Annotated in this window: 17 protein-coding genes; 11 read left to right on the top strand and 6 right to left on the bottom strand. The window is 64.3% G+C overall.

The features are described 5' to 3' along the window. The first annotated feature begins 13 nt into the window (after positions 1-13). Positions 14-208 carry a hypothetical protein gene (locus X566_RS02480; RefSeq protein WP_034463183.1) on the top strand — a complete coding sequence of 65 codons (195 nt, stop codon included), beginning with the start codon at positions 14-16 and terminating at the stop codon, positions 206-208. Between the two features lie 28 nt (positions 209-236). On the opposite strand, the gene X566_RS02475 is transcribed toward X566_RS02480, so the two are convergent. Together X566_RS02475 and X566_RS02470 are read right to left on the bottom strand one after the other, a co-directional pair. Further along, entirely contained in the window at positions 237-536 is a 300-nt protein-coding gene (locus tag X566_RS02475) for a hypothetical protein (protein ID WP_034463182.1), read from the bottom strand. A gap of 168 nt (positions 537-704) precedes the next feature. Beyond that, entirely contained in the window at positions 705-1700 is a 996-nt protein-coding gene (locus X566_RS02470) for an MBL fold metallo-hydrolase (protein WP_034463180.1), read from the bottom strand. A gap of 198 nt (positions 1701-1898) precedes the next feature. On the opposite strand from X566_RS02470, the gene X566_RS02465 reads away from it, so the two are divergent. Next, positions 1899-2897 carry an NADPH:quinone oxidoreductase family protein gene (locus X566_RS02465; RefSeq protein WP_034467637.1) on the top strand — a complete coding sequence of 333 codons (999 nt, stop codon included), beginning with the start codon at positions 1899-1901 and terminating at the stop codon, positions 2895-2897. Positions 2898-3695: 798 nt separating this feature from the next. Here X566_RS02465 and X566_RS02460 read toward each other — a convergent pair. Further along, complete coding sequence (locus tag X566_RS02460; RefSeq protein WP_034467636.1) at positions 3696-4706, bottom strand: polyprenyl synthetase family protein; 1011 nt, start codon at positions 4704-4706, stop codon at positions 3696-3698. A gap of 188 nt (positions 4707-4894) precedes the next feature. Here X566_RS02460 and X566_RS02455 point away from each other — a divergent pair, with 188 nt between their 5' ends. From X566_RS02455 to X566_RS02440, 4 genes are all read left to right on the top strand, one after another. Next, complete coding sequence (locus tag X566_RS02455; RefSeq protein ID WP_034463178.1) at positions 4895-5119, top strand: DUF2007 domain-containing protein; 225 nt, start codon at positions 4895-4897, stop codon at positions 5117-5119. Further along, entirely contained in the window at positions 5116-5883 is a 768-nt protein-coding gene (locus X566_RS02450; RefSeq protein WP_034463176.1) for a tRNA1(Val) (adenine(37)-N6)-methyltransferase, read from the top strand. The genes X566_RS02455 and X566_RS02450 overlap by 4 nt, the downstream gene beginning before the upstream one ends. Positions 5884-6138: 255 nt before the next feature. Then, positions 6139-7056 (top strand): S49 family peptidase, encoded by a 918-nt coding sequence (locus X566_RS02445; protein WP_034463174.1) that lies wholly within the window; start codon positions 6139-6141, stop codon positions 7054-7056. A gap of 202 nt (positions 7057-7258) precedes the next feature. Beyond that, positions 7259-7453, top strand: a complete 195-nt coding sequence (locus X566_RS02440) for a hypothetical protein (RefSeq protein ID WP_034463172.1) — start codon at positions 7259-7261, stop codon at positions 7451-7453. Between the two features lie 31 nt (positions 7454-7484). On the opposite strand, the gene X566_RS02435 is transcribed toward X566_RS02440, so the two are convergent. Continuing rightward, a complete protein-coding gene (locus X566_RS02435) occupies positions 7485-8015 on the bottom strand; it encodes an isoprenylcysteine carboxylmethyltransferase family protein (protein WP_034463167.1) in 531 nt (176 codons plus the stop codon). A gap of 188 nt (positions 8016-8203) precedes the next feature. Between X566_RS02435 and X566_RS02430 the strand changes: the two genes are divergently transcribed. Together X566_RS02430 and glyS are read left to right on the top strand one after the other, a co-directional pair. Beyond that, a complete protein-coding gene (locus X566_RS02430) occupies positions 8204-9139 on the top strand; it encodes a glycine--tRNA ligase subunit alpha (RefSeq protein WP_034463165.1) in 936 nt (311 codons plus the stop codon). Between the two features lie 5 nt (positions 9140-9144). Next, complete coding sequence (gene glyS / locus X566_RS02425) at positions 9145-11244, top strand: glycine--tRNA ligase subunit beta (RefSeq protein WP_034463163.1); 2100 nt, start codon at positions 9145-9147, stop codon at positions 11242-11244. 296 nt (positions 11245-11540) lie between these two features. Here glyS and X566_RS02420 read toward each other — a convergent pair whose 3' ends face one another. Then, positions 11541-11888: a DUF1236 domain-containing protein gene (locus tag X566_RS02420; RefSeq protein ID WP_034467633.1), complete on the bottom strand. Its 348-nt coding sequence runs from the start codon at positions 11886-11888 to the stop codon at positions 11541-11543. A 404-nt stretch (positions 11889-12292) separates the two neighbouring features. Between X566_RS02420 and X566_RS24235 the strand changes: the two genes are divergently transcribed. Then, positions 12293-12436 carry a DUF3096 domain-containing protein gene (locus tag X566_RS24235; protein WP_081740204.1) on the top strand — a complete coding sequence of 48 codons (144 nt, stop codon included), beginning with the start codon at positions 12293-12295 and terminating at the stop codon, positions 12434-12436. 22 nt (positions 12437-12458) lie between these two features. Here the strand turns inward: X566_RS24235 and X566_RS25260 are convergent, their stop codons facing one another. Continuing rightward, positions 12459-12743, bottom strand: coding sequence for a hypothetical protein (locus X566_RS25260; RefSeq protein WP_244434652.1), 285 nt, complete (start codon positions 12741-12743; stop codon positions 12459-12461). A 97-nt stretch (positions 12744-12840) separates the two neighbouring features. Here X566_RS25260 and ppdK point away from each other — a divergent pair, with 97 nt between their 5' ends. Both ppdK and X566_RS02405 read left to right on the top strand, forming a co-directional pair. Continuing rightward, a complete protein-coding gene (gene ppdK / locus X566_RS02410; protein WP_244434651.1) occupies positions 12841-15465 on the top strand; it encodes a pyruvate, phosphate dikinase in 2625 nt (874 codons plus the stop codon). A 307-nt stretch (positions 15466-15772) separates the two neighbouring features. Further along, positions 15773-17170: a cell wall hydrolase gene (locus X566_RS02405; RefSeq protein ID WP_034467630.1), complete on the top strand. Its 1398-nt coding sequence runs from the start codon at positions 15773-15775 to the stop codon at positions 17168-17170. Positions 17171-17176 lie beyond the last annotated feature (6 nt).

Genomic DNA, 17176 nt, shown 5'->3' with positions numbered 1-17176 from the left:
ATGGAGATCAGGGATGACTTTTCTCGCAGGAGTTGTCTTCGCAGTCGCGGCGTTTGCGGCTTGGGCCGGAAATAACGTCCATCGCTCCGCGGTGGCCGATCGCGTGTGCAGCAGTGCGGGCCTGCTCTGCGACAATCCGACGTGGCTGTTCGTGGCGGCGCTTCTGCTCGGCCTGGTCGCGATCTACCGCGCGTCCGTGCGGCCGTGATGATGCGCAAGATGCGGGGTGGAATGGCTCAGCCGCGGCGGCTTTGCCACTTGCGCTCGATCCACTGGAAGATGCGCACCAGTGGCGGCTGCAGGAATGGCAGATCCTCGGCGATGATCATCAGCCCAAGCGGCAGCATCCAGATGCCAAGGACCGGCAGGAATGAGAGCAAGCCGCCGATGATCAGCAGCAGCGAGACGACGATGCGCACCGGCAGCACCGCCGGCTGGCGCAACCAGCGCAGGAAGCGGGCGAGCCTGTCGGGGAGTTGCTGTTCGATCCAGATGAAATAGCGGTCGAGTTCGGCTTTGGTCGCGGCGTCGCTCAAGCTGGTTCCTGCACGTCATGGGCCTGCGCCGCAACGGCGCCAGAGCCCTCATATGGGGTCGGCATTGGGGCTTTCCAATGGAGGTGGCCGGAATGCTGTTCCCGATTGGGTGGCGAGTTCGTCGCGGTCGTGCAAGGGCGGTATAGGTTCCACCGTGAAGGGCCGTGGTCATGAATGATCATGGTCATGCCCGGCATGCGGATGAGCCTGTTCGCGGCGCTCGCGGCGGTAACGGCCCATCCAGCCGCGCAGTTCGACGGGCGATAGCCCGGACGTCGCGCCGAAGTCCTTGTAGAGCGTGTTGACGTTGACGATGATCCGCTCCGGATCGAGCCAGCCATCGAACGGCGACAGATCGATATCGTAGGCCGCGTCGGAGACGCTCAGACCGGCGTCGTAGCGTTTGCGCGCTTCGCGCGTCAGATACTCGAAATAGGCTTTGAAATCGCGCAGCGCGCTCTTCTGGACGATCGGCCCATGGCCGGGGACGATGGTCTCCACGTCCCAGCTCATGATCAGATCGCACGCCTTGATCCAGTTGGAGATCGGGCCGGCCCAGGCGGGCGGGTGACCGTTGGAGAAGACGATATCGCCGGTGAACACGGTCTTGTCCTGCGGGACGTGAACCAGGATATCGCCGCGCGTGTGCGCTGGTCCGACTTCCACGAGCTTCAGCGCCTTGTCGCCGACCTTGAGGTCGAGTTCGCGCTCGAACGTCTGCGTCGGCATCGTCAGCACGATGCCCTCGAAGTCGAAGTTGCCTGCGAGGTTCTCGTGCTGGAACAGGCCTGCGTCGCCGAGTGCTTGCCAGTTCTTCAGCTCCTGCCGCCGCGCCTCGACGTCGATGTCCTTCATCTCGTCGTAGCACTTCTGCGAGGCGATGATCTGTGCGCCTGCGACAAGCTGGTTGCCGAAGGTGTGATCTGCGTTGGAATGGGTGTTGACGAGGGTGCCGATGGTGGCGGCCGCCGGGACCGAGGCGCGCATGGTGTCGAGCATCGCGCGGGTCAGCTTCAGGTCATAGAGGGTATCGACCAGCAGCGTCTGGCCGCTGTCGGAGATCAGCCCCGCGTTGCTCCAGCCCCAGCTTCCGTCCGGCTGCAGATAGGCGAAGCAGCCGTTGCCGAGATCGTGCAGGCCCTTGCTGTAGGTCCATCCCGCCATCGCGTTTCTCCCGCCTGGTTTTGCGGCATCATTCCATTGCTTGGCAGCTGCAGCAAGGTAATGCGCCGCGCGAAGGCGCCGTCAGGCTTGCGCCGGCGGAATGGGTTCATCGCTCGCGCGTCGCTTGTGTCGATGCGCGCGCTGTCCCACCTTGCGCGCCCAATCATGAACGCAGTCACATCGCAGGAGGAGAGTTCGATGAAGGCCTTGCGCAGCCACAATCCCGGCGGACCGGAAACACTGGTGTTTGAGACGGTTCCCGATCCCGTTCCTGCCGCGAACGAGGTGCTGGTGGCGATCAAGGCCTGCGGCGTGAACTATCCCGACGTGCTGACGATCCAGGACCTTTATCAGACGAAGCCGCCGCGTCCGTTTGCACCGGGCGGCGAGATCGCCGGCGTGGTCGAGCAGGTCGGTGCGGGCGTCACCGCGTTCAAGGCCGGCGATCGTGTGTTCGGCTCGATCGGCCATGGCGGCATGGCCGAGAAGATCGCGACGCCGGCGGACCGGCTGTCGCCGATCCCGGAAGGGATGTCGTTCGAAGACGCGTCCGCATTCTCCTCCATGTACAACACGTCATACATGGCGCTGAAGGATCGCGCCGACATCAAGCCCGGCGAGCGGCTGTTGGTGCTCGGCGCGGCCGGCGGCGTTGGCATCGCTGCGGTCGAACTCGGCAAGGCGTTCGGCGCGTATGTGATCGCGGCCGCCTCCTCGCAGGAGAAGGTGGATGCGGCAAAGAAGGCCGGCGCCGACGAGGGTATCGTCTATCCGCGCGGCCCGTTCGATCGTGCCGGACAAAAGGCGCTCGCCGATCTGTTCAAGTCGGTTGCGGGTGAGAAGGGCTTCGACGTCGTCTACGACCCGGTCGGCGGCGACTACGCCGAGGCGGCGCTGCGCTCGATGGCCTGGGGCGGGCGTTTTCTGGTGGTCGGCTTTCCGGCGGGCATCCCGAAGATCGCGCTCAACCTGCCGCTGTTGAAGACCTGTCAGATCGTCGGCGTCTATTCCGGCGGCTTCAAGAAGGAGCATCCACAGAAGAGCCGCGAGAACACGCAAGCGATCATCGCGCTCTATCAGCAGGGCAAGATCAAGCCGCTGGTCTCGAAAGCCTACCTGCTGGAGAAGGGCGGTGACGCGATCGCAAGCCTCGCCGCGCGCGAGGCGCTCGGCAAGGTGGTGGTGAAGGTGGGGTAAGCCCAGCTCTCGCCCTGCCTGTGCGGGGATGACAAGTTGCACGACAGGTTGGATGCGCCGGGACGCATCCACCCTCCGCCATCATTCCGTGGCGCGAGTACATCCACACCCTCAGCCGTCATTCCGGGGCGATGCGAAGCATCGAACCCGGAATCCATAACCCCTGCGCGGATGGGGCATGCGGCCGTCATTCAACAATGCGCTTCCTTCACCCTCCCCGCACGGGGGGAGGGACGAAGAGGCGCCGGGGAAGGGAGGGATTTCACTGGCGCGGCGCCTCTTGACAATATTCCTAATAGCTCTATATTCCTAGCTATCCCGCCCCGGTGCGAGGGGCGTTCGCGATCGTCACGGCCGCGGGGCGGGATGCGGTGGCCCCGCGCGGTGTTCGATCCGCCGGTTGCCGACTGTGGCAGGTCCACAGGCGGCGGCAGGCGGTGACGACCACGCCGCGTCGGAGGACGGCCCAAGTCGCATGATCCTGGCGCGGCGGCCCGCGCCTTCGACTGACGGTGGTGCCAGCACCGGACACCGGGGGTCATGCGAAGCAAGCCGTAAAACCATCGCGTGCGGAACGCCGGACGCATCCGGCGTGACCGTGGTGNCTAACTCGTGTGCTTGTTTTCATTGCACGCGAGGCTGCGGGCGCGCTTGCGCGTCCGGCGTTCCGCGCGCCCTCGTCATCGGGGGCGGAACGTTGCCATGCCGGGAGCCGGGTAAACCGGAGCTCGGTGCCCCAAACCTCGGGCGCAACGCGCCGCGAGATTGCGAACGTGCATCTGTTATCGGGAGAGGCGATCAGTGCGAGCGCGCAAGGCAGAATGCGACCACTTCCTCCAGCGCCGACTTCATCGGCGAGGGCGGAAACAGCGCCAGCGCATCGACCGCCATCGCGCCGTAATGGTGCGCGCGGGTGATCGTATCGTCCAGCGAGCGGTGCTTGGTCATCAGCCCGAGCGCGTGGTCGAGATCGTTATCGCCGATCTCGCCCTTCTCCAGCGTCTTGATCCAGAATGTGCGCTCGGCGTCGTTGCCGCGGCGGAACGCCAGCACCACCGGCAGCGTGATCTTGCCCTCGCGGAAATCGTCGCCGATGTTCTTGCCGAGCTTGGCGGCCTTGCCGCCGTAGTCGAGCGCGTCGTCGACGAGCTGGAAGGCGATGCCGAGATTCATGCCGACGGAGCGACAAGCGGCCTGCTCGGCCTTGGGCCGGTTGGCGAGCACCGGACCGACCTCGCAGGCGGCTGCGAACAGCTCCGCGGTCTTGCCGCGGATCACCGCGAGATATTCGTCCTCGGTGGTGGCGGTGTTCTTTGCCGCGGCAAGCTGCATCACCTCGCCCTCGGCGATGGTGGCGGCTGCTGCCGAGAGAATGTCGAGCGCGCGCAGCGAGCCGACCTCGACCATCATGCGGAACGCCTGGCCGAGCAGGAAGTCGCCGACCAGCACGCTCGCTTCATTGCCCCACAGCATCCGTGCCGAGAGCTTGCCGCGCCGCATTTCGCTCTCGTCCACGACGTCGTCGTGCAGCAGCGTTGCTGTGTGCATGAACTCGACCGAGGCGGCGAGCTTGATGTGGCCGTCGCCCGTGTAGCCGGCGAGATGAGCCATCGCCAGCGTCAGCATCGGCCGCAGCCGCTTGCCGCCGGAGGAGATCAGGTGGTTGGCGACCTCGGGGATCATCGTCACCTCGGAGCCGGTGCGCGACAGAATGGTCGCGTTCACGCGCTCCATATCGCCGGCAACCAGAGCGACGAGCTGGTCGATGGTTGCATTGGCGGGACTCTCAAAAGGAACGATTACGGCCACGCAGGGTCTCCGTGCATTCAGTTGCGCAAGCATAGAAATTGCGGAGCCATGCGGCAAGGCGGAAAGCCTTTCTCGCCTTTTGGACGCCGCTGGAACGCCGTTCCGGAACGCGATATCTGTGCAGCGGAAGGCTCTTTATTATCCGGGCAGGTTCGAAACAATAACCGAATAGCCAGGGGAGTTAGAATTTGCGTGAATTGATCCGGGTCAACGATCCTGTGCTGGTGTCGGCGGTGAGCGCATTGCTCGACGGCGCGGGCATTCACTATTTGGTGCTCGATCAGAACATGAGCGTGATCGAAGGATCGCTCGGCATTCTGCCGCGCCGGATCATGGTCGAGGACGGCGATGTCGCGGCGGCCCGGCGCGTGATCGCCGATGCCGGCCTCGGCCACGAATTGCGGCCGGAATGAACGAGGCCCGCGACGATCTGACCGACGATGCCTTTCTTGGCGGCCGGCTGCGGCTGTTGCAGCCGCGCAAGGGTCATCGCGCCGGCCATGATGCGATGCTGCTTGCGGCCGCCGCCGACGTGCAAGGCGGCGAGCGGGTGGTCGAGTTCGGCGCCGGCGTCGGTGCCGCCGCGCTGGCGTTGGCGCGGCGAACGGGCGCGATCGATCTCACGCTGGTCGAGATGGACGAGCGGCTGGCTACGCTCGCGCGCGAAAACGTGGCACGCAACGGTCTCACAGCCCGTGTGCTGGTGCTCGACGTGGAGGCAAAGGCCGACGCGTTCGTCGCGGCTGGTCTTGCTCCGGACAGTGTCGATCATGTGCTGATGAACCCGCCTTTCAATGATGCGGACCGGCATCAGCCGTCGCCGGACGTCCAGCGCCGGAGCGCCCATCACGCGGCGGCGTTCACGATCGAGACGTGGAGCCGCGCGGCGTTGCGGATCCTCAAGCCCGGCGGCAGGTTGACGCTGATCTGGCGGGCGGACGGGCTTGCGGCGATCCTCGCGGCATTGAGCCGCGGCTTCGGCAGCGTTGCTGTCCTGCCGGTGCATCCGAAACCGGAGATGGCGGCCATTCGTGTGCTGGTCGTTGCGACGAAAGGATCGCGGGCGCCGCTGACGATCCTGCCGGAGCTTTTGCTCGCTGATGCGGCCGGGGCGGCCACGCCGCAGGCACAGGCGATCTCGCGCGGTGAAGCCGTCGTGCAGCTGTCAAAACGCTGACGGCAGATCGCGGCCTGTCGGTGGGGCAGGCCTGCTGTCAGATTGCCTTACTGTTGTGCAGGCTTCTGCCGGCCATCCGCCGGGGTGGTGAAATGGATGGTGGCCAGGAGCACGCCGATCAGCAGCATCAGAAGATAGGCTTTCATCGCAGCACCAGGTTCGGGATCGCCGTTGCATCTCAGAATGATGGAATGCAAAGTCCGTTCCAGATAGTCAAGAAATGGTTACCACGATGTTGACACCCGGATTTCAACGATGAGCGTCAGCGAACCGACGAGCGAAACGCGCGGCTTTGCCGCCACGGTCCAGGGGCTGAGGCGGTTGTTGCCGCCGCGTCTGCGCGGCGATGCACCGGTCGTGCCGGTGGTCCGGCTGTCCGGTGTGATCGGCGCCGTCACGCCGCTGCGACCGGGGATGTCGCTGGCGGGCGTGGCCCGGATTCTCGATCGGGCGTTCGGCATGCGCGGCGCCAAGGCGGTGGCGATCATTATCAACTCGCCGGGCGGCTCGCCGGTGCAGTCGCACCAGATTCACCAGCGCATCCGCCAGCTCGCGTCGGAGAAGAAGCTGCCGGTGTTCATGTTCGTGGAGGATGTCGCGGCGTCGGGCGGCTACATGATCGCCTGCGCAGGCGACGAGATTTTTTGCGATCCGTCTTCGATCGTCGGTTCGATCGGCGTGGTCGGCGGCTCGTTCGGCTTTCAGGGGCTGATCGAGAAGATCGGCATCGAGCGCAGGCTTTATACCTCGGGCAAGAACAAGGCGATGCTCGATCCGTTTCTGCCCGAGAATCCTGACGATGTGGCGCGGCTGAAATCGTTGCAGTACGAGATCCACACGATGTTTATCGATCTCGTCAAGCGCTGCCGGGGCGCCAAACTGCGCGGCGACGAGGACGAGCTGTTCTCGGGTGCCTACTGGACCGGCCAGCGATCGATCGACCTGGGCTTGAGCGACGCGATCGGCGATTTGCGCAGCGTGCTGCGGGCGCGGTTCGGCGACAAGGTGAAGATGCCGGTGGTCGCTCAGCCACGCGGGCTGTTGTCGGGTCTGCTCGGCCGGCGTGGCGCCGGCATGACGCTCGCGGGGCTTGGCGACGCGGCCTCGACGGCACCGGAGGAGCTGATGTCGGCGCTGGAGGCGCGGGCGATCTGGGCGCGCTTCGGTTTCTGAGATCTGTTGTGAATGGAGCAGGCGCGCCTGCGAAGGGATCACGAAAATGTGGGTGCACGCCGCTTCGAAGGCAGGGAAGTCCTTGTTTTACGCAGTTCCAAGACGTTCGGTCGCAGGAAACGGGAGCAGTTTCGCCACATTTGAGCCGCACCCTGACATGGTGGAGAGACCGGCATGAAGCCGGAGCGATGAGGATGCGACGATGCCGCCGCTGATTGCGTGGGGAGTGGGACTGATTGGAGGCGCAGCGCTGGCGCGCTGGGTGGTCAAGGAAGTCCGCCGAATCAATCACGAACTGGAGGAGGCGCGTTTCGGCCGCATGGCTGAGACGATGCGCGCCGAGCGTATTCCCACCCTCCGTCGCGATCCCGCCACAGGGGCTTACCGGCCGGAGTAGGTCCGGAAACCAAAATCCGTCGCGGGCGATGTCACCGCTCGCTGGATGGCTCGCCGTCGTGCCAGGGATGCAACCGCGGCCACCAGCGGTTCACATGCGCGCAGAAGCGCTCGTAGTCCGCGCCGAACGTCCTGTGCAAGGTCGGCTCTTCATAGCCGCGCACGAACAGGTGGACGGCGAGCGCGAAGCAAGCACCGTAGATCAGCAGCGTGACATTGCCGAGGTAAAGCGCCTGGCCGACGATCGTCGCGCCAACGGCGAGATACATCGGATTGCGCACGTAGCGATAGAGCCCGGTGACGACGAGGTGCTTGGTCGGGGCGATCGGCGCCGGTGTGCCGATCCCCTGCAGCGCGAAGCGGGCGAACGAGTCGAGCAGCACGGCGATCCCCGCAACGATCAACAGCAGGCCGAGGCGGGTGGGCGGCAGGCCGAGCAGCGCCGGCTGTTGCTCCCAGCCGGACAGCCAGAACGGGATGACGCCCGCAACCACGCCGGGCGCCGCGACGAGAAACAGCGCCGTGCCGAGGATGGCCGATGCTTTACCCGTAGCCGTGCCCATGGCGATGGCTCCATCTCGCAATGCTTGCGCCGATCCGGCGCCAGGATCGCCGATTTCGCAAGCCGGATTTCGTAAGCCCAGTTTCACAGGCCGATTTCGTGAGCGATGGGCTGCACTTGCCTTGACCCCCCAAGGGGGGGCCGATAGTTTCCGCGCGCTCAAACTCACCCGGTAACCGCGCAAAATCCATGGACTCTCTGCCGCTTCACATGCGCCCGGACAAATCGTTCCAGGGCTTCATTCTCGCCTTGCAGCGGTTCTGGGCCGATCAGGGTTGCGTCATCCTGCAGCCCTACGACATGGAGATGGGCGCCGGCACCTTCCATCCGGCGACGACGCTGCGTGCCCTCGGCCCGAAGCCGTGGAACGCCGCCTATGTGCAGCCCTCGCGCCGGCCGAAGGATGGCCGCTACGGCGAGAACCCGAACCGGCTGCAGCATTATTACCAGTTCCAGGTGATCCTGAAGCCGTCGCCGCCGAACCTGCAGGAGCTGTATCTCGGCTCGCTGGCCGCGATCGGTATCGATTCCAAGCTGCATGACATCCGTTTCGTCGAGGACGACTGGGAGAGCCCGACGCTGGGCGCCTGGGGCCTCGGCTGGGAATGCTGGTGCGACGGCATGGAGGTTTCGCAGTTCACCTACTTCCAGCAGGTCGCGGGCGTCGAATGCGCGCCGGTGGCAGGCGAGCTCACCTACGGCCTGGAGCGGCTCGCCATGTATGTGCAGGGCGTCGACCGCGTCTACGACTTGAACTTCAACGGCCGCGAAGGCGCCGAGAAGGTGACATATGGCGACGTCTTCCTGCAGGCCGAACAGGAATATTCGCGGCACAATTTCGAGGCCGCCGACACCACGATGCTGTTCGAGCAGTTCAAGATGGCCGAGACTGCCTGCAAGCGATATCTCGAAGCCGGCTGGCGCGACAGCGGTAATGGCAAGCAGCACCTGCTGGCGTTGCCGGCCTATGACCAGTGCATCAAGGCGAGCCATGTCTTCAACCTGCTCGATGCGCGCGGCGTGATCTCGGTGACCGAGCGTCAGAGCTACATCCTGCGCGTGCGTGAGCTGGCAAAGGCCTGCGGCGAGGCCTGGGTCCATACCGAAGCCGGACGGGCGGAGTAGCCACGATGCCTGATCTGCTGCTCGAACTGTTTTCCGAGGAAATCCCGGCGCGCATGCAGGCGAAGGCGGCGGACGATCTGCGCCGTCTCGTCACCGAGAAGCTCGTGGCCGAAGGGCTCGTCTACGAGGGTGCGAAAGCGTTCGTGACGCCGCGCCGGCTGGCGCTCACCGTGCACGGCATCCCCGTGCGCCAGCCCGATCTGAAAGAGGAGCGCAAGGGCCCGCGCGTCGGCGCGCCGGACGCTGCGATCCAGGGCTTCCTGAAAGGCGCGGGCTTGTCCTCGCTGAGCGAAGCGAAGATCGAGAAGGACCCGAAGAAGGGCGAATTCTATGTGGCGCTGATCGAGAAGCCGGGCCGTCCGGCGCTCGACGTGATCGCCGAAGTCCTGCCCGTGATCATTCGCACGTTCCCGTGGCCGAAGGCGATGCGGTGGGGCGCGCGCTCGGTAAAGCCCGGCTCGCTGACCTGGGTGCGGCCGCTGCATTCGATTGTCGCCACCTTCGGGCCGGAGACCGAGGACCCGGATGTCGTCAGCTTCACGATCGACGGCATCGAGACCGGTCAGACCACCCGCGGCCATCGATTCATGGCCCCGGACGCCTTCCGTGTGCGTCGTTTCGACGACTACGTGACCAAGCTCGAAGCCGCCAAGGTGGTGCTCGATCCGCAGCGGCGCAAGGACATCATCCTCAATGACGCGAAGTCGCTCGCGTTCGCGCAGGGCTTCGAGCTGGTTGAGGATCAGGCGCTGCTCGATGAGGTCGCGGGCCTGGTCGAGTGGCCAGTGGTGCTGATGGGCTCGTTCGACGCGAGCTTCCTGTCGATTCCGGGGGAGGTGATCCGCGCCACCATCCGCAACAACCAGAAGTGCTTCGTCGTCCGCGATCCGAAGACCGGCAAGCTCGCCAACAAGTTCATCCTCGTCGCCAACATCGAGGCGGCCGATGGCGGTGCGACCATCATCGGCGGCAACGAGCGCGTGATCCGCGCGCGCTTGAGCGATGCCAAATTCTTCTATGAGACCGATCTGAAAACGAAGCTGGACGAGCGGCTGCCGAAATTCGCGCAGATCGTGTTCCACGAGAAGCTCGGCACCCAGGCCGAGCGCATCGCCCGCATCGAGCGACTGGCCGCCGAGATCGCGCCTATGGTCGGCGCGGACGCGGCGAAGGTGCGGCGTGCGGCAAAGCTTGCGAAGGCGGACCTGCTGACGGAAGTGGTCGGTGAGTTCCCCGAAGTGCAGGGCCTGATGGGCAAGTACTACGCGTTGGCGCAGGGCGAAGATGCCTCCGTCGCCACCGCGATCGAGGATCACTACAAGCCGCAGGGTCCAAATGATCGCGTGCCGACCGACCCAGTGGCGATTGCGGTCGCGCTCGCCGACAAGATCGATACGCTGGCGGGCTTCTGGGCGATCGATGAGAAGCCGACCGGCAGCAAGGACCCCTATGCATTGCGGCGTGCGGCGCTGGGCGTGATCCGATTGATTGTCGAGAACGGTCTGCGGCTGCGGTTGTCCGCACTGGCAACGTCAGGACTCAACGGACTTTCGCGGAAAGCCGATAGCCACACGATCACGCCTGATCTGCTGGCGTTCTTCGCCGACCGGCTGAAGGTGCAACTGCGCGAACAGGGCGCACGGCATGATCTTGTTGACGCCGTGTTCGCGCTCGAAGGCCAGGATGATCTCTTGATGGTCGTGCGCCGTGTCGAGGCGCTGGGCAAGTTCCTCGACACTGACGATGGCAAGAATCTGCTCGCCGGCTTCAAGCGTGCGGCAAACATCCTGCGCATCGAGGAGAAGAAGGACAACACGGCCTATGCCGGTACGGTTGATGGGGCGCTGCTGAAGCTCGACGAAGAGAAGGCCCTGGCATCCGCGATCGCCAGCGCCAAGGGCGATGCTGCGGACGCCGTCGCGCGGGAAGACTTCGCTGCGGCGATGGCGGCGATGGCGAAGCTTCGGCCTGCCGTCGATGCGTTCTTCGACAAGGTGAAGGTCAACGATGACGACAAGGCCGTGCGCGCAAATCGTCTCAAGCTGTTGAACGAGATTCGCGCGGCCACCCGCACGGTCGCCGACTTCTCCAAGATCCAAGATTAGAGTTCTCGAAAACAGGACACTCCGGACCTGAGAGCGCGACGCGATCTGAACGGATCGTCGTCGCCCTCTGGTTCTGTAGACCTTCGCCATCGACCTCACGATGTTCCGTCACGCGCGCGCATTCGCCGCGAGCCGGAGGCACAGGGGCAGCCGGAGTAAAAGGGACGCGTCCCGGACAGGGGAAGCCCCGCGCAGCGGGGGCCGACGCGGGGCTCCATCGCTGGGGACCGCGGGGAGGGGAAACCCGCTATCGCGCCAGACGATGTTTCTGCATTCGCATCATCGCGTGAACGTCATCAGTCGATCACCTGCATCACCCGTCGCGAGCGGGGATCGACCAGCACGGTGCGATCGTTCACCACCGTATAGCGGTAGGTGGTCGCGCCGTACTGCTGCGGAACGTCGTAATAGACGACGCCTGTGTCAGGCAGTGTGGTGCCGACCACGACCCGTTCCGGGACGGTGTAGGACGGAATGCGTTCCTCGACGACATAGCGGCGGAAGGTCGGAATCTGTTCGTTCTCGATGACACCGACCACGGGGCCGCTCACGCCTACTGTCCCGCCGTACTGGGCGAGTGCAGGAAGCGGAGCTGCTGCCGCCGTTCCGGCAATCAGGGCTGCGGCAAAAATGTGATTGCGCATGGTGATCTCCTTCGCAAGCAACGCCCCGCAAGGCGAACGTTAGCCCAACCTTGCATCCCAAGAGCTTCTATCCCGAGACCCAGCATCCGAGACCTTGCATCCCAAGCCTCGCATGACGGGGTTCGCGGTTAATGCATCGTCGGTGGCATCGTTCCGGAGGAAGCCGATGTTCCAATGCGGAAATTTTCAGCGCATGCGGAACAAAGCGGTGAAGGAAAGTGTCTGCTTGTGCGGTTCCGAAGCGCGTCTCTTGTTTGTGACAGAGCTCATGAACGATCTTTGTTCCTGCGATCGTCCGATCGTTGCGGAAAGCTGCGTTTCTGATGTCCCGCATCGTCTGTGGCCGCGATAAGCTGCCACCGCGATTCGTGCTCTCATCGCCGTGTCATGAATGGAGACAATCCGTGACCATCAGCATTGCCAATCTGCAGCCCGTCGTCGCGCTCGTTGCCGGCGTTCTCATTCTCATCATGCCGCGGCTGCTGAACTACATTGTTGCGCTGTATCTTATCCTGGTCGGCATTCTGGGTCTCGGCATCCTGAAATAGGGCTGGCCGAGGCGGGTTCGGTTTATGTTCGGTCCCGGATGGCTGTGAAAGATATCTCGCCGCTTGCACTGCAGCAGAAAAGGGTGTTGTAAGCGACTGCCTGTTCCCGAAAACGCTCAATCGTCACGGACGCCATGGCCAAAGCCTCGAAATCTGCTTCCCGCTCCAAAGCTGCCGTTTCCAAGGTTTCTCCGAAGAAAGCCCCTGCTGCTGTCAGGCCAGTGCCGAAAACCGCCGTCAAAACGGCGACGAAGGCGCGGGCGCCCGTTTCTTCCAAGAGTGTTTCCACCAAGACTGCTCCGGTCAAGAATGCTTCCGCCAAGAAACAATCTGCCGGGCCAGCCGCAGCCAGCAACAAATGGGTCTACACCTTCGGCGACGGCCGGGCCGAGGGCAAAAGCGCGATGCGCGAATTGCTTGGCGGCAAGGGCGCGAATCTCGCCGAGATGGCCAATCTCGGCCTGCCGGTGCCACCGGGCTTCACCATCCCGACCTCGGTGTGCAACTACTTCTATGACCACGCGAAGTCCTATCCGAAAGATCTGAAGGCGCAGGTTGAGAAGGCGCTGGCGTATGTCGGCAAGCTGACCGGCAAGACCTTCGGCGATCCGAACAACCCGCTGTTGGTTTCGGTGCGCTCGGGTGCGCGGGCCTCGATGCCCGGCATGATGGATACCGTGCTCAATCTCGGCCTCAACGACGAGACTGTGGAAGCGCTGGCCGCATTGTCCGGCGACAAGCGCTTCGCCTATGACAGCTATCGCCGCTTCATCACGATGTATTCGGATGTGGTGATCGGCTTCGAGCATCACCACTTCGAGGAAATTCTCGACACCTACAAGGATTCGAAAGGTCACGTGCTCGACACCGACCTCACGGCCGAAGACTGGGTCGAGATCGTCGATCAATATAAGGATGCGGTGCGCAAGGAGACCGGCGAGGATTTCCCGCAGGACCCGCACGCGCAGCTTTGGGGCGCGATCGGCGCGGTATTCGGTTCGTGGATGAACGCGCGCGCGGTGACCTATCGCCAGCTGCATGCGATTCCGGAATCGTGGGGCACCGCCGTCAACGTGCAGGCGATGGTGTTCGGCAATATGGGCGAGACATCGGCGACCGGCGTTGCCTTCACGCGTAATCCGTCGACCGGTGCCAAGCAGCTTTACGGCGAATTCCTGATCAACGCCCAGGGCGAGGACGTGGTCGCCGGCATCCGCACGCCGCAGGAGATCACCGAGGCGGCGCGCAAGGATTCCGGCTCCGACAAGCCCTCGATGGAAGCGGCAATGCCGGACGCGTTCAAGGAATTGACGCGCATCTATACGCTGCTCGAGAAGCACTATCGCGACATGCAGGATCTTGAGTTCACGGTCGAGCAGGGCAAGCTGTGGATGCTGCAGACCCGCTCCGGCAAGCGGACGGCCAAGGCGGCGCTCCGGATCGCGGTCGATCTCGCCAACGAAGGCTTGATCTCGCGCAAGGACGCGGTCCTGCGCGTCGATCCGGCATCGCTCGACCAGTTGCTGCATCCGACCATCGATCCGGCCGCCAAGCGCGACGTGATCGCGACCGGCCTGCCGGCGTCGCCGGGCGCAGCCTCAGGCGAGATCGTGTTCTCCTCCGACGAGGCGGCGAAGCTGCAGGCCGATGGCCGCAAGGTCATCCTCGTGCGCGTCGAGACCAGTCCTGAGGACATCCACGGCATGCACGCGGCCGAGGGCATCCTCACCACCCGCGGCGGCATGACCTCGCACGCGGCGGTGGTCGCGCGCGGCATGGGCAAGCCCTGCGTCTCCGGTGCCGGCACCATTCGCGTCGATTACGGCCGCGGGCTGATGACGGCAGGTGGGCGATCGTTCAAGGCCGGCGACGTCATCACTATCGACGGCGGTGTCGGCCAGGTGCTCGCCGGGCGTATGCCGATGCTCGAGCCGGAACTGGCCGACGAGTTCGGCACGCTGATGGGCTGGGCCGACGAGGTGCGCAAGCTGAAGGTGCGCGCCAATGCCGACACGCCGGAGGATGCGCGCGTCGCCATCAAGTTCGGCGGCGAGGGGATCGGCCTCTGCCGCACCGAGCATATGTTCTTCGAGGAGACACGCATCCGCACGGTGCGCGAGATGATCCTCGCCGACGACGAGCAGAAGCGGCGTGCGGCACTGGCGAAGCTGTTGCCGATGCAGCGCGCGGATTTCGTCGAACTGTTCGAGATCATGCAGGGGCTGCCGGTGACGATCCGTCTGCTCGATCCGCCGCTGCACGAATTCCTGCCGCACACGCAGGCGGAAATCGAGGAAGTGGCCCGGGCGATGGAGACGGACCCGCGCAAGCTGGCCGACCGAGCGCGCGACCTGTCGGAGTTCAATCCGATGCTCGGCTTCCGAGGCTGCCGCCTCGCGATCGTCTATCCCGAAATCGCCGAGATGCAGGCGCGCGCGATCTTCGAGGCGGCGATCGTCGTCAACAAGCGCACCGGCAAGGCCGTCGTTCCCGAGGTGATGGTGCCGCTGGTCGCAACCAAAGCCGAGTTCGACATGATCAAGGCGCGCATCGATGCCACGGCGCAATCGGTGATGCGCGACCAGGGTGCGCAGATCAAGTACGAGGTCGGCACGATGATCGAGCTGCCGCGTGCAGCCTTGATGGCCGGCGAGATCGCCAAGACCGCGGAGTTCTTCTCGTTCGGCACCAACGACCTGACCCAGACCACCTACGGCATCAGCCGCGACGATGCCGGCAGCTTCCTTGGCGCGTATGTTTCGCGCGGCATCCTCGAGATCGATCCCTTCATCTCGCTCGATCGCGACGGCGTGGGCGAACTCGTCAAGATCGGCGTCGAGCGTGGCCGCAAGACGCGCTCCGGATTGAAGGTCGGCATCTGCGGCGAGCATGGCGGTGATCCGGCCTCGGTGACGTTCTGTCACGAGATCGGACTGAATTACGTGTCGTGTTCGCCTTATCGGGTTCCGATCGCGCGGCTCGCAGCGGCGCAAGCGGCGCTCGGTAAGAAGGCCGAGGGTCAGGCGTAGAGTTCCACGACGATCGCAAGCAATTCTTCGCAGACGCGCAGCGTTCGAACGACAAAAATCAACGCGCCGCATGAGAAACATGCGGCGCGTTTTTGTTGACCGGATGTTTACCAAGTTATTTTCCGCCCGATTCACCAGCACTTTCGATGTGATGGCGTGGCGTTCCGACTCTGCTTGCGTGTGGTTCGCATGCATCGGCGATTAACCGCCTCGCAACTCTAATGGGTTACTAACGCATTCGATCGAATTGCACGCAAGGGCGCGGTTCGATGTGTGCGAGTAGCGTAAGCGTTGCGTAGGCGTATCGATGTCTGTTTTGCAGAACGGGCCGAAGGGCGCATGGGCGTCCTTCGGCTTTGCACTCACAGTCTTTGGCCTGCTTCCGACGGAAGTCGGATATCAGGACATTGCCTCGCTGTTGGCGCGGCAGCCCGGCGTTACCGAGCGCTGGCAGAAGCACGTGATCGCTTCGCCATTCGGCACCATCCACGCGGCGACCTTTAGTTTCCCGCGTCCGATAGGCTCCTGGATTCCGCATGCGCCGAGCATGCAGCTGGCAAGCCTTGCCGCAAATCCGGACGTAACCGGTTCGATCGCCCGCAACCCGCTGGGAGACGTGATCCGTCCGCCGCAGGCTTCCGATTTTCCGGTTGTCGACCGCAGCGCCAAGGGCGATCGGCTCTCGTCGAAGGGAGACCGGTTGTCGCCGGCCTCGAACGATCCGACCGCCGGACAGGCGGAACCGGCAGCGAACGAGATGAATGCGGCACCTGCTGCGCCTGCCAATGAACCGGTCCCCTCGCCGGACGCGAAAGCGTCAGTGGCCGATACATCGACGCCGCTCGACCCTGAACTCGAGGCCGCGCTGCAATCCGCGCCGCTGCCGCAGTACCACAGCACGAAGGCGTCCGCCGTCGATCCGGTGCTGAAGGACGATGCCGTTCGCGAGGTGGTGCAGCCGAAGGATGGTTTCTCGGTGCAGACCGTGCATCTGTACTTCGGTCACGAGTCGCTTGGGTTCTCCGGCGGCACGCTCGAGCGCTGGCAGCCGGGCGAGGAGCCGCAGCTTATCATTCCAAACCCGGTCGATACCGACCTCAAGCAGTCGGCGACGAAGCCAGGTGCGCCGGCTGCCGGCAGCGATGAGGGCGCCACCGTCGCGCCGAAGGGCGAGGTCGCCGCAGCCCCGCAGCGGCCGAAGAGCCCGGCGGAGCGGCTCGGCCTCGATACCAAGGCTTATAACAAAGCTGCGAAGTGTCTGGCGGAAGCCGTCTACTTCGAAGCGCGCAGCGAGCCCATCCGCGGTCAGATCGCCGTCGCGCAGGTGGTCGTGAACCGCGTGTTCTCCGGCTACTATCCGACCAACGTCTGCGGCGTGGTCTATCAGAACAAGCATCGCTATCTCGCCTGCCAGTTCACCTTCGCCTGCGACGGCATCCGCGATGTCGTCACCGAGCCGGAGCATTGGGTGCGGGCGAAGAAGATCGCCAAGGAAATGCTCGATGGCCGCCTGTGGCTGCCGGAGGTCAATCGCTCGACCCATTATCACGCGACCTATGTCCGGCCGTACTGGATCCGCGAGATGAAGAAGAACTACAAGACCGGCCTGCACATCTTCTATCGCCCGCGCCAATGGGGCGACGGCAGCGAGGTGCCGAGCTGGGGCAGCGCCGCCGAGACCGCGGCGATCGCAGCGAAGCTCTAATGCCTT

It is taken from the genome of Afipia sp. P52-10 (assembly GCF_000516555.1).
In the GTDB taxonomy this organism is placed as follows: domain Bacteria; phylum Pseudomonadota; class Alphaproteobacteria; order Rhizobiales; family Xanthobacteraceae; genus P52-10.
Note: the sequence above shows the minus strand (reverse complement) of the source record. Positions and strands in the feature narration are given on the sequence as shown.

Excerpts from the sequence above, each read along its gene's own strand:
- X566_RS02480 (WP_034463183.1), top strand. The coding sequence starts at position 14 with ATGACTTTTCTCGCAGGAGTTGTCTTCGCAGTCGCGGCGTTTGCGGCT.
- X566_RS02470 (WP_034463180.1), bottom strand. The coding sequence starts at position 1,700 with ATGGCGGGATGGACCTACAGCAAGGGCCTGCACGATCTCGGCAACGGC.
- X566_RS02465 (WP_034467637.1), top strand. The coding sequence starts at position 1,899 with ATGAAGGCCTTGCGCAGCCACAATCCCGGCGGACCGGAAACACTGGTG.
- X566_RS02450 (WP_034463176.1), top strand. The coding sequence starts at position 5,116 with ATGAACGAGGCCCGCGACGATCTGACCGACGATGCCTTTCTTGGCGGC.
- X566_RS02445 (WP_034463174.1), top strand. The coding sequence starts at position 6,139 with ATGAGCGTCAGCGAACCGACGAGCGAAACGCGCGGCTTTGCCGCCACG.
- X566_RS02440 (WP_034463172.1), top strand. The coding sequence starts at position 7,259 with ATGCCGCCGCTGATTGCGTGGGGAGTGGGACTGATTGGAGGCGCAGCG.
- X566_RS02435 (WP_034463167.1), bottom strand. The coding sequence starts at position 8,015 with ATGGGCACGGCTACGGGTAAAGCATCGGCCATCCTCGGCACGGCGCTG.
- X566_RS02430 (WP_034463165.1), top strand. The coding sequence starts at position 8,204 with ATGGACTCTCTGCCGCTTCACATGCGCCCGGACAAATCGTTCCAGGGC.
- glyS (WP_034463163.1), top strand. The coding sequence starts at position 9,145 with ATGCCTGATCTGCTGCTCGAACTGTTTTCCGAGGAAATCCCGGCGCGC.
- X566_RS02420 (WP_034467633.1), bottom strand. The coding sequence starts at position 11,888 with ATGCGCAATCACATTTTTGCCGCAGCCCTGATTGCCGGAACGGCGGCA.
- ppdK (WP_244434651.1), top strand. The coding sequence starts at position 12,841 with ATGCGCGAATTGCTTGGCGGCAAGGGCGCGAATCTCGCCGAGATGGCC.
- X566_RS02405 (WP_034467630.1), top strand. The coding sequence starts at position 15,773 with ATGTCTGTTTTGCAGAACGGGCCGAAGGGCGCATGGGCGTCCTTCGGC.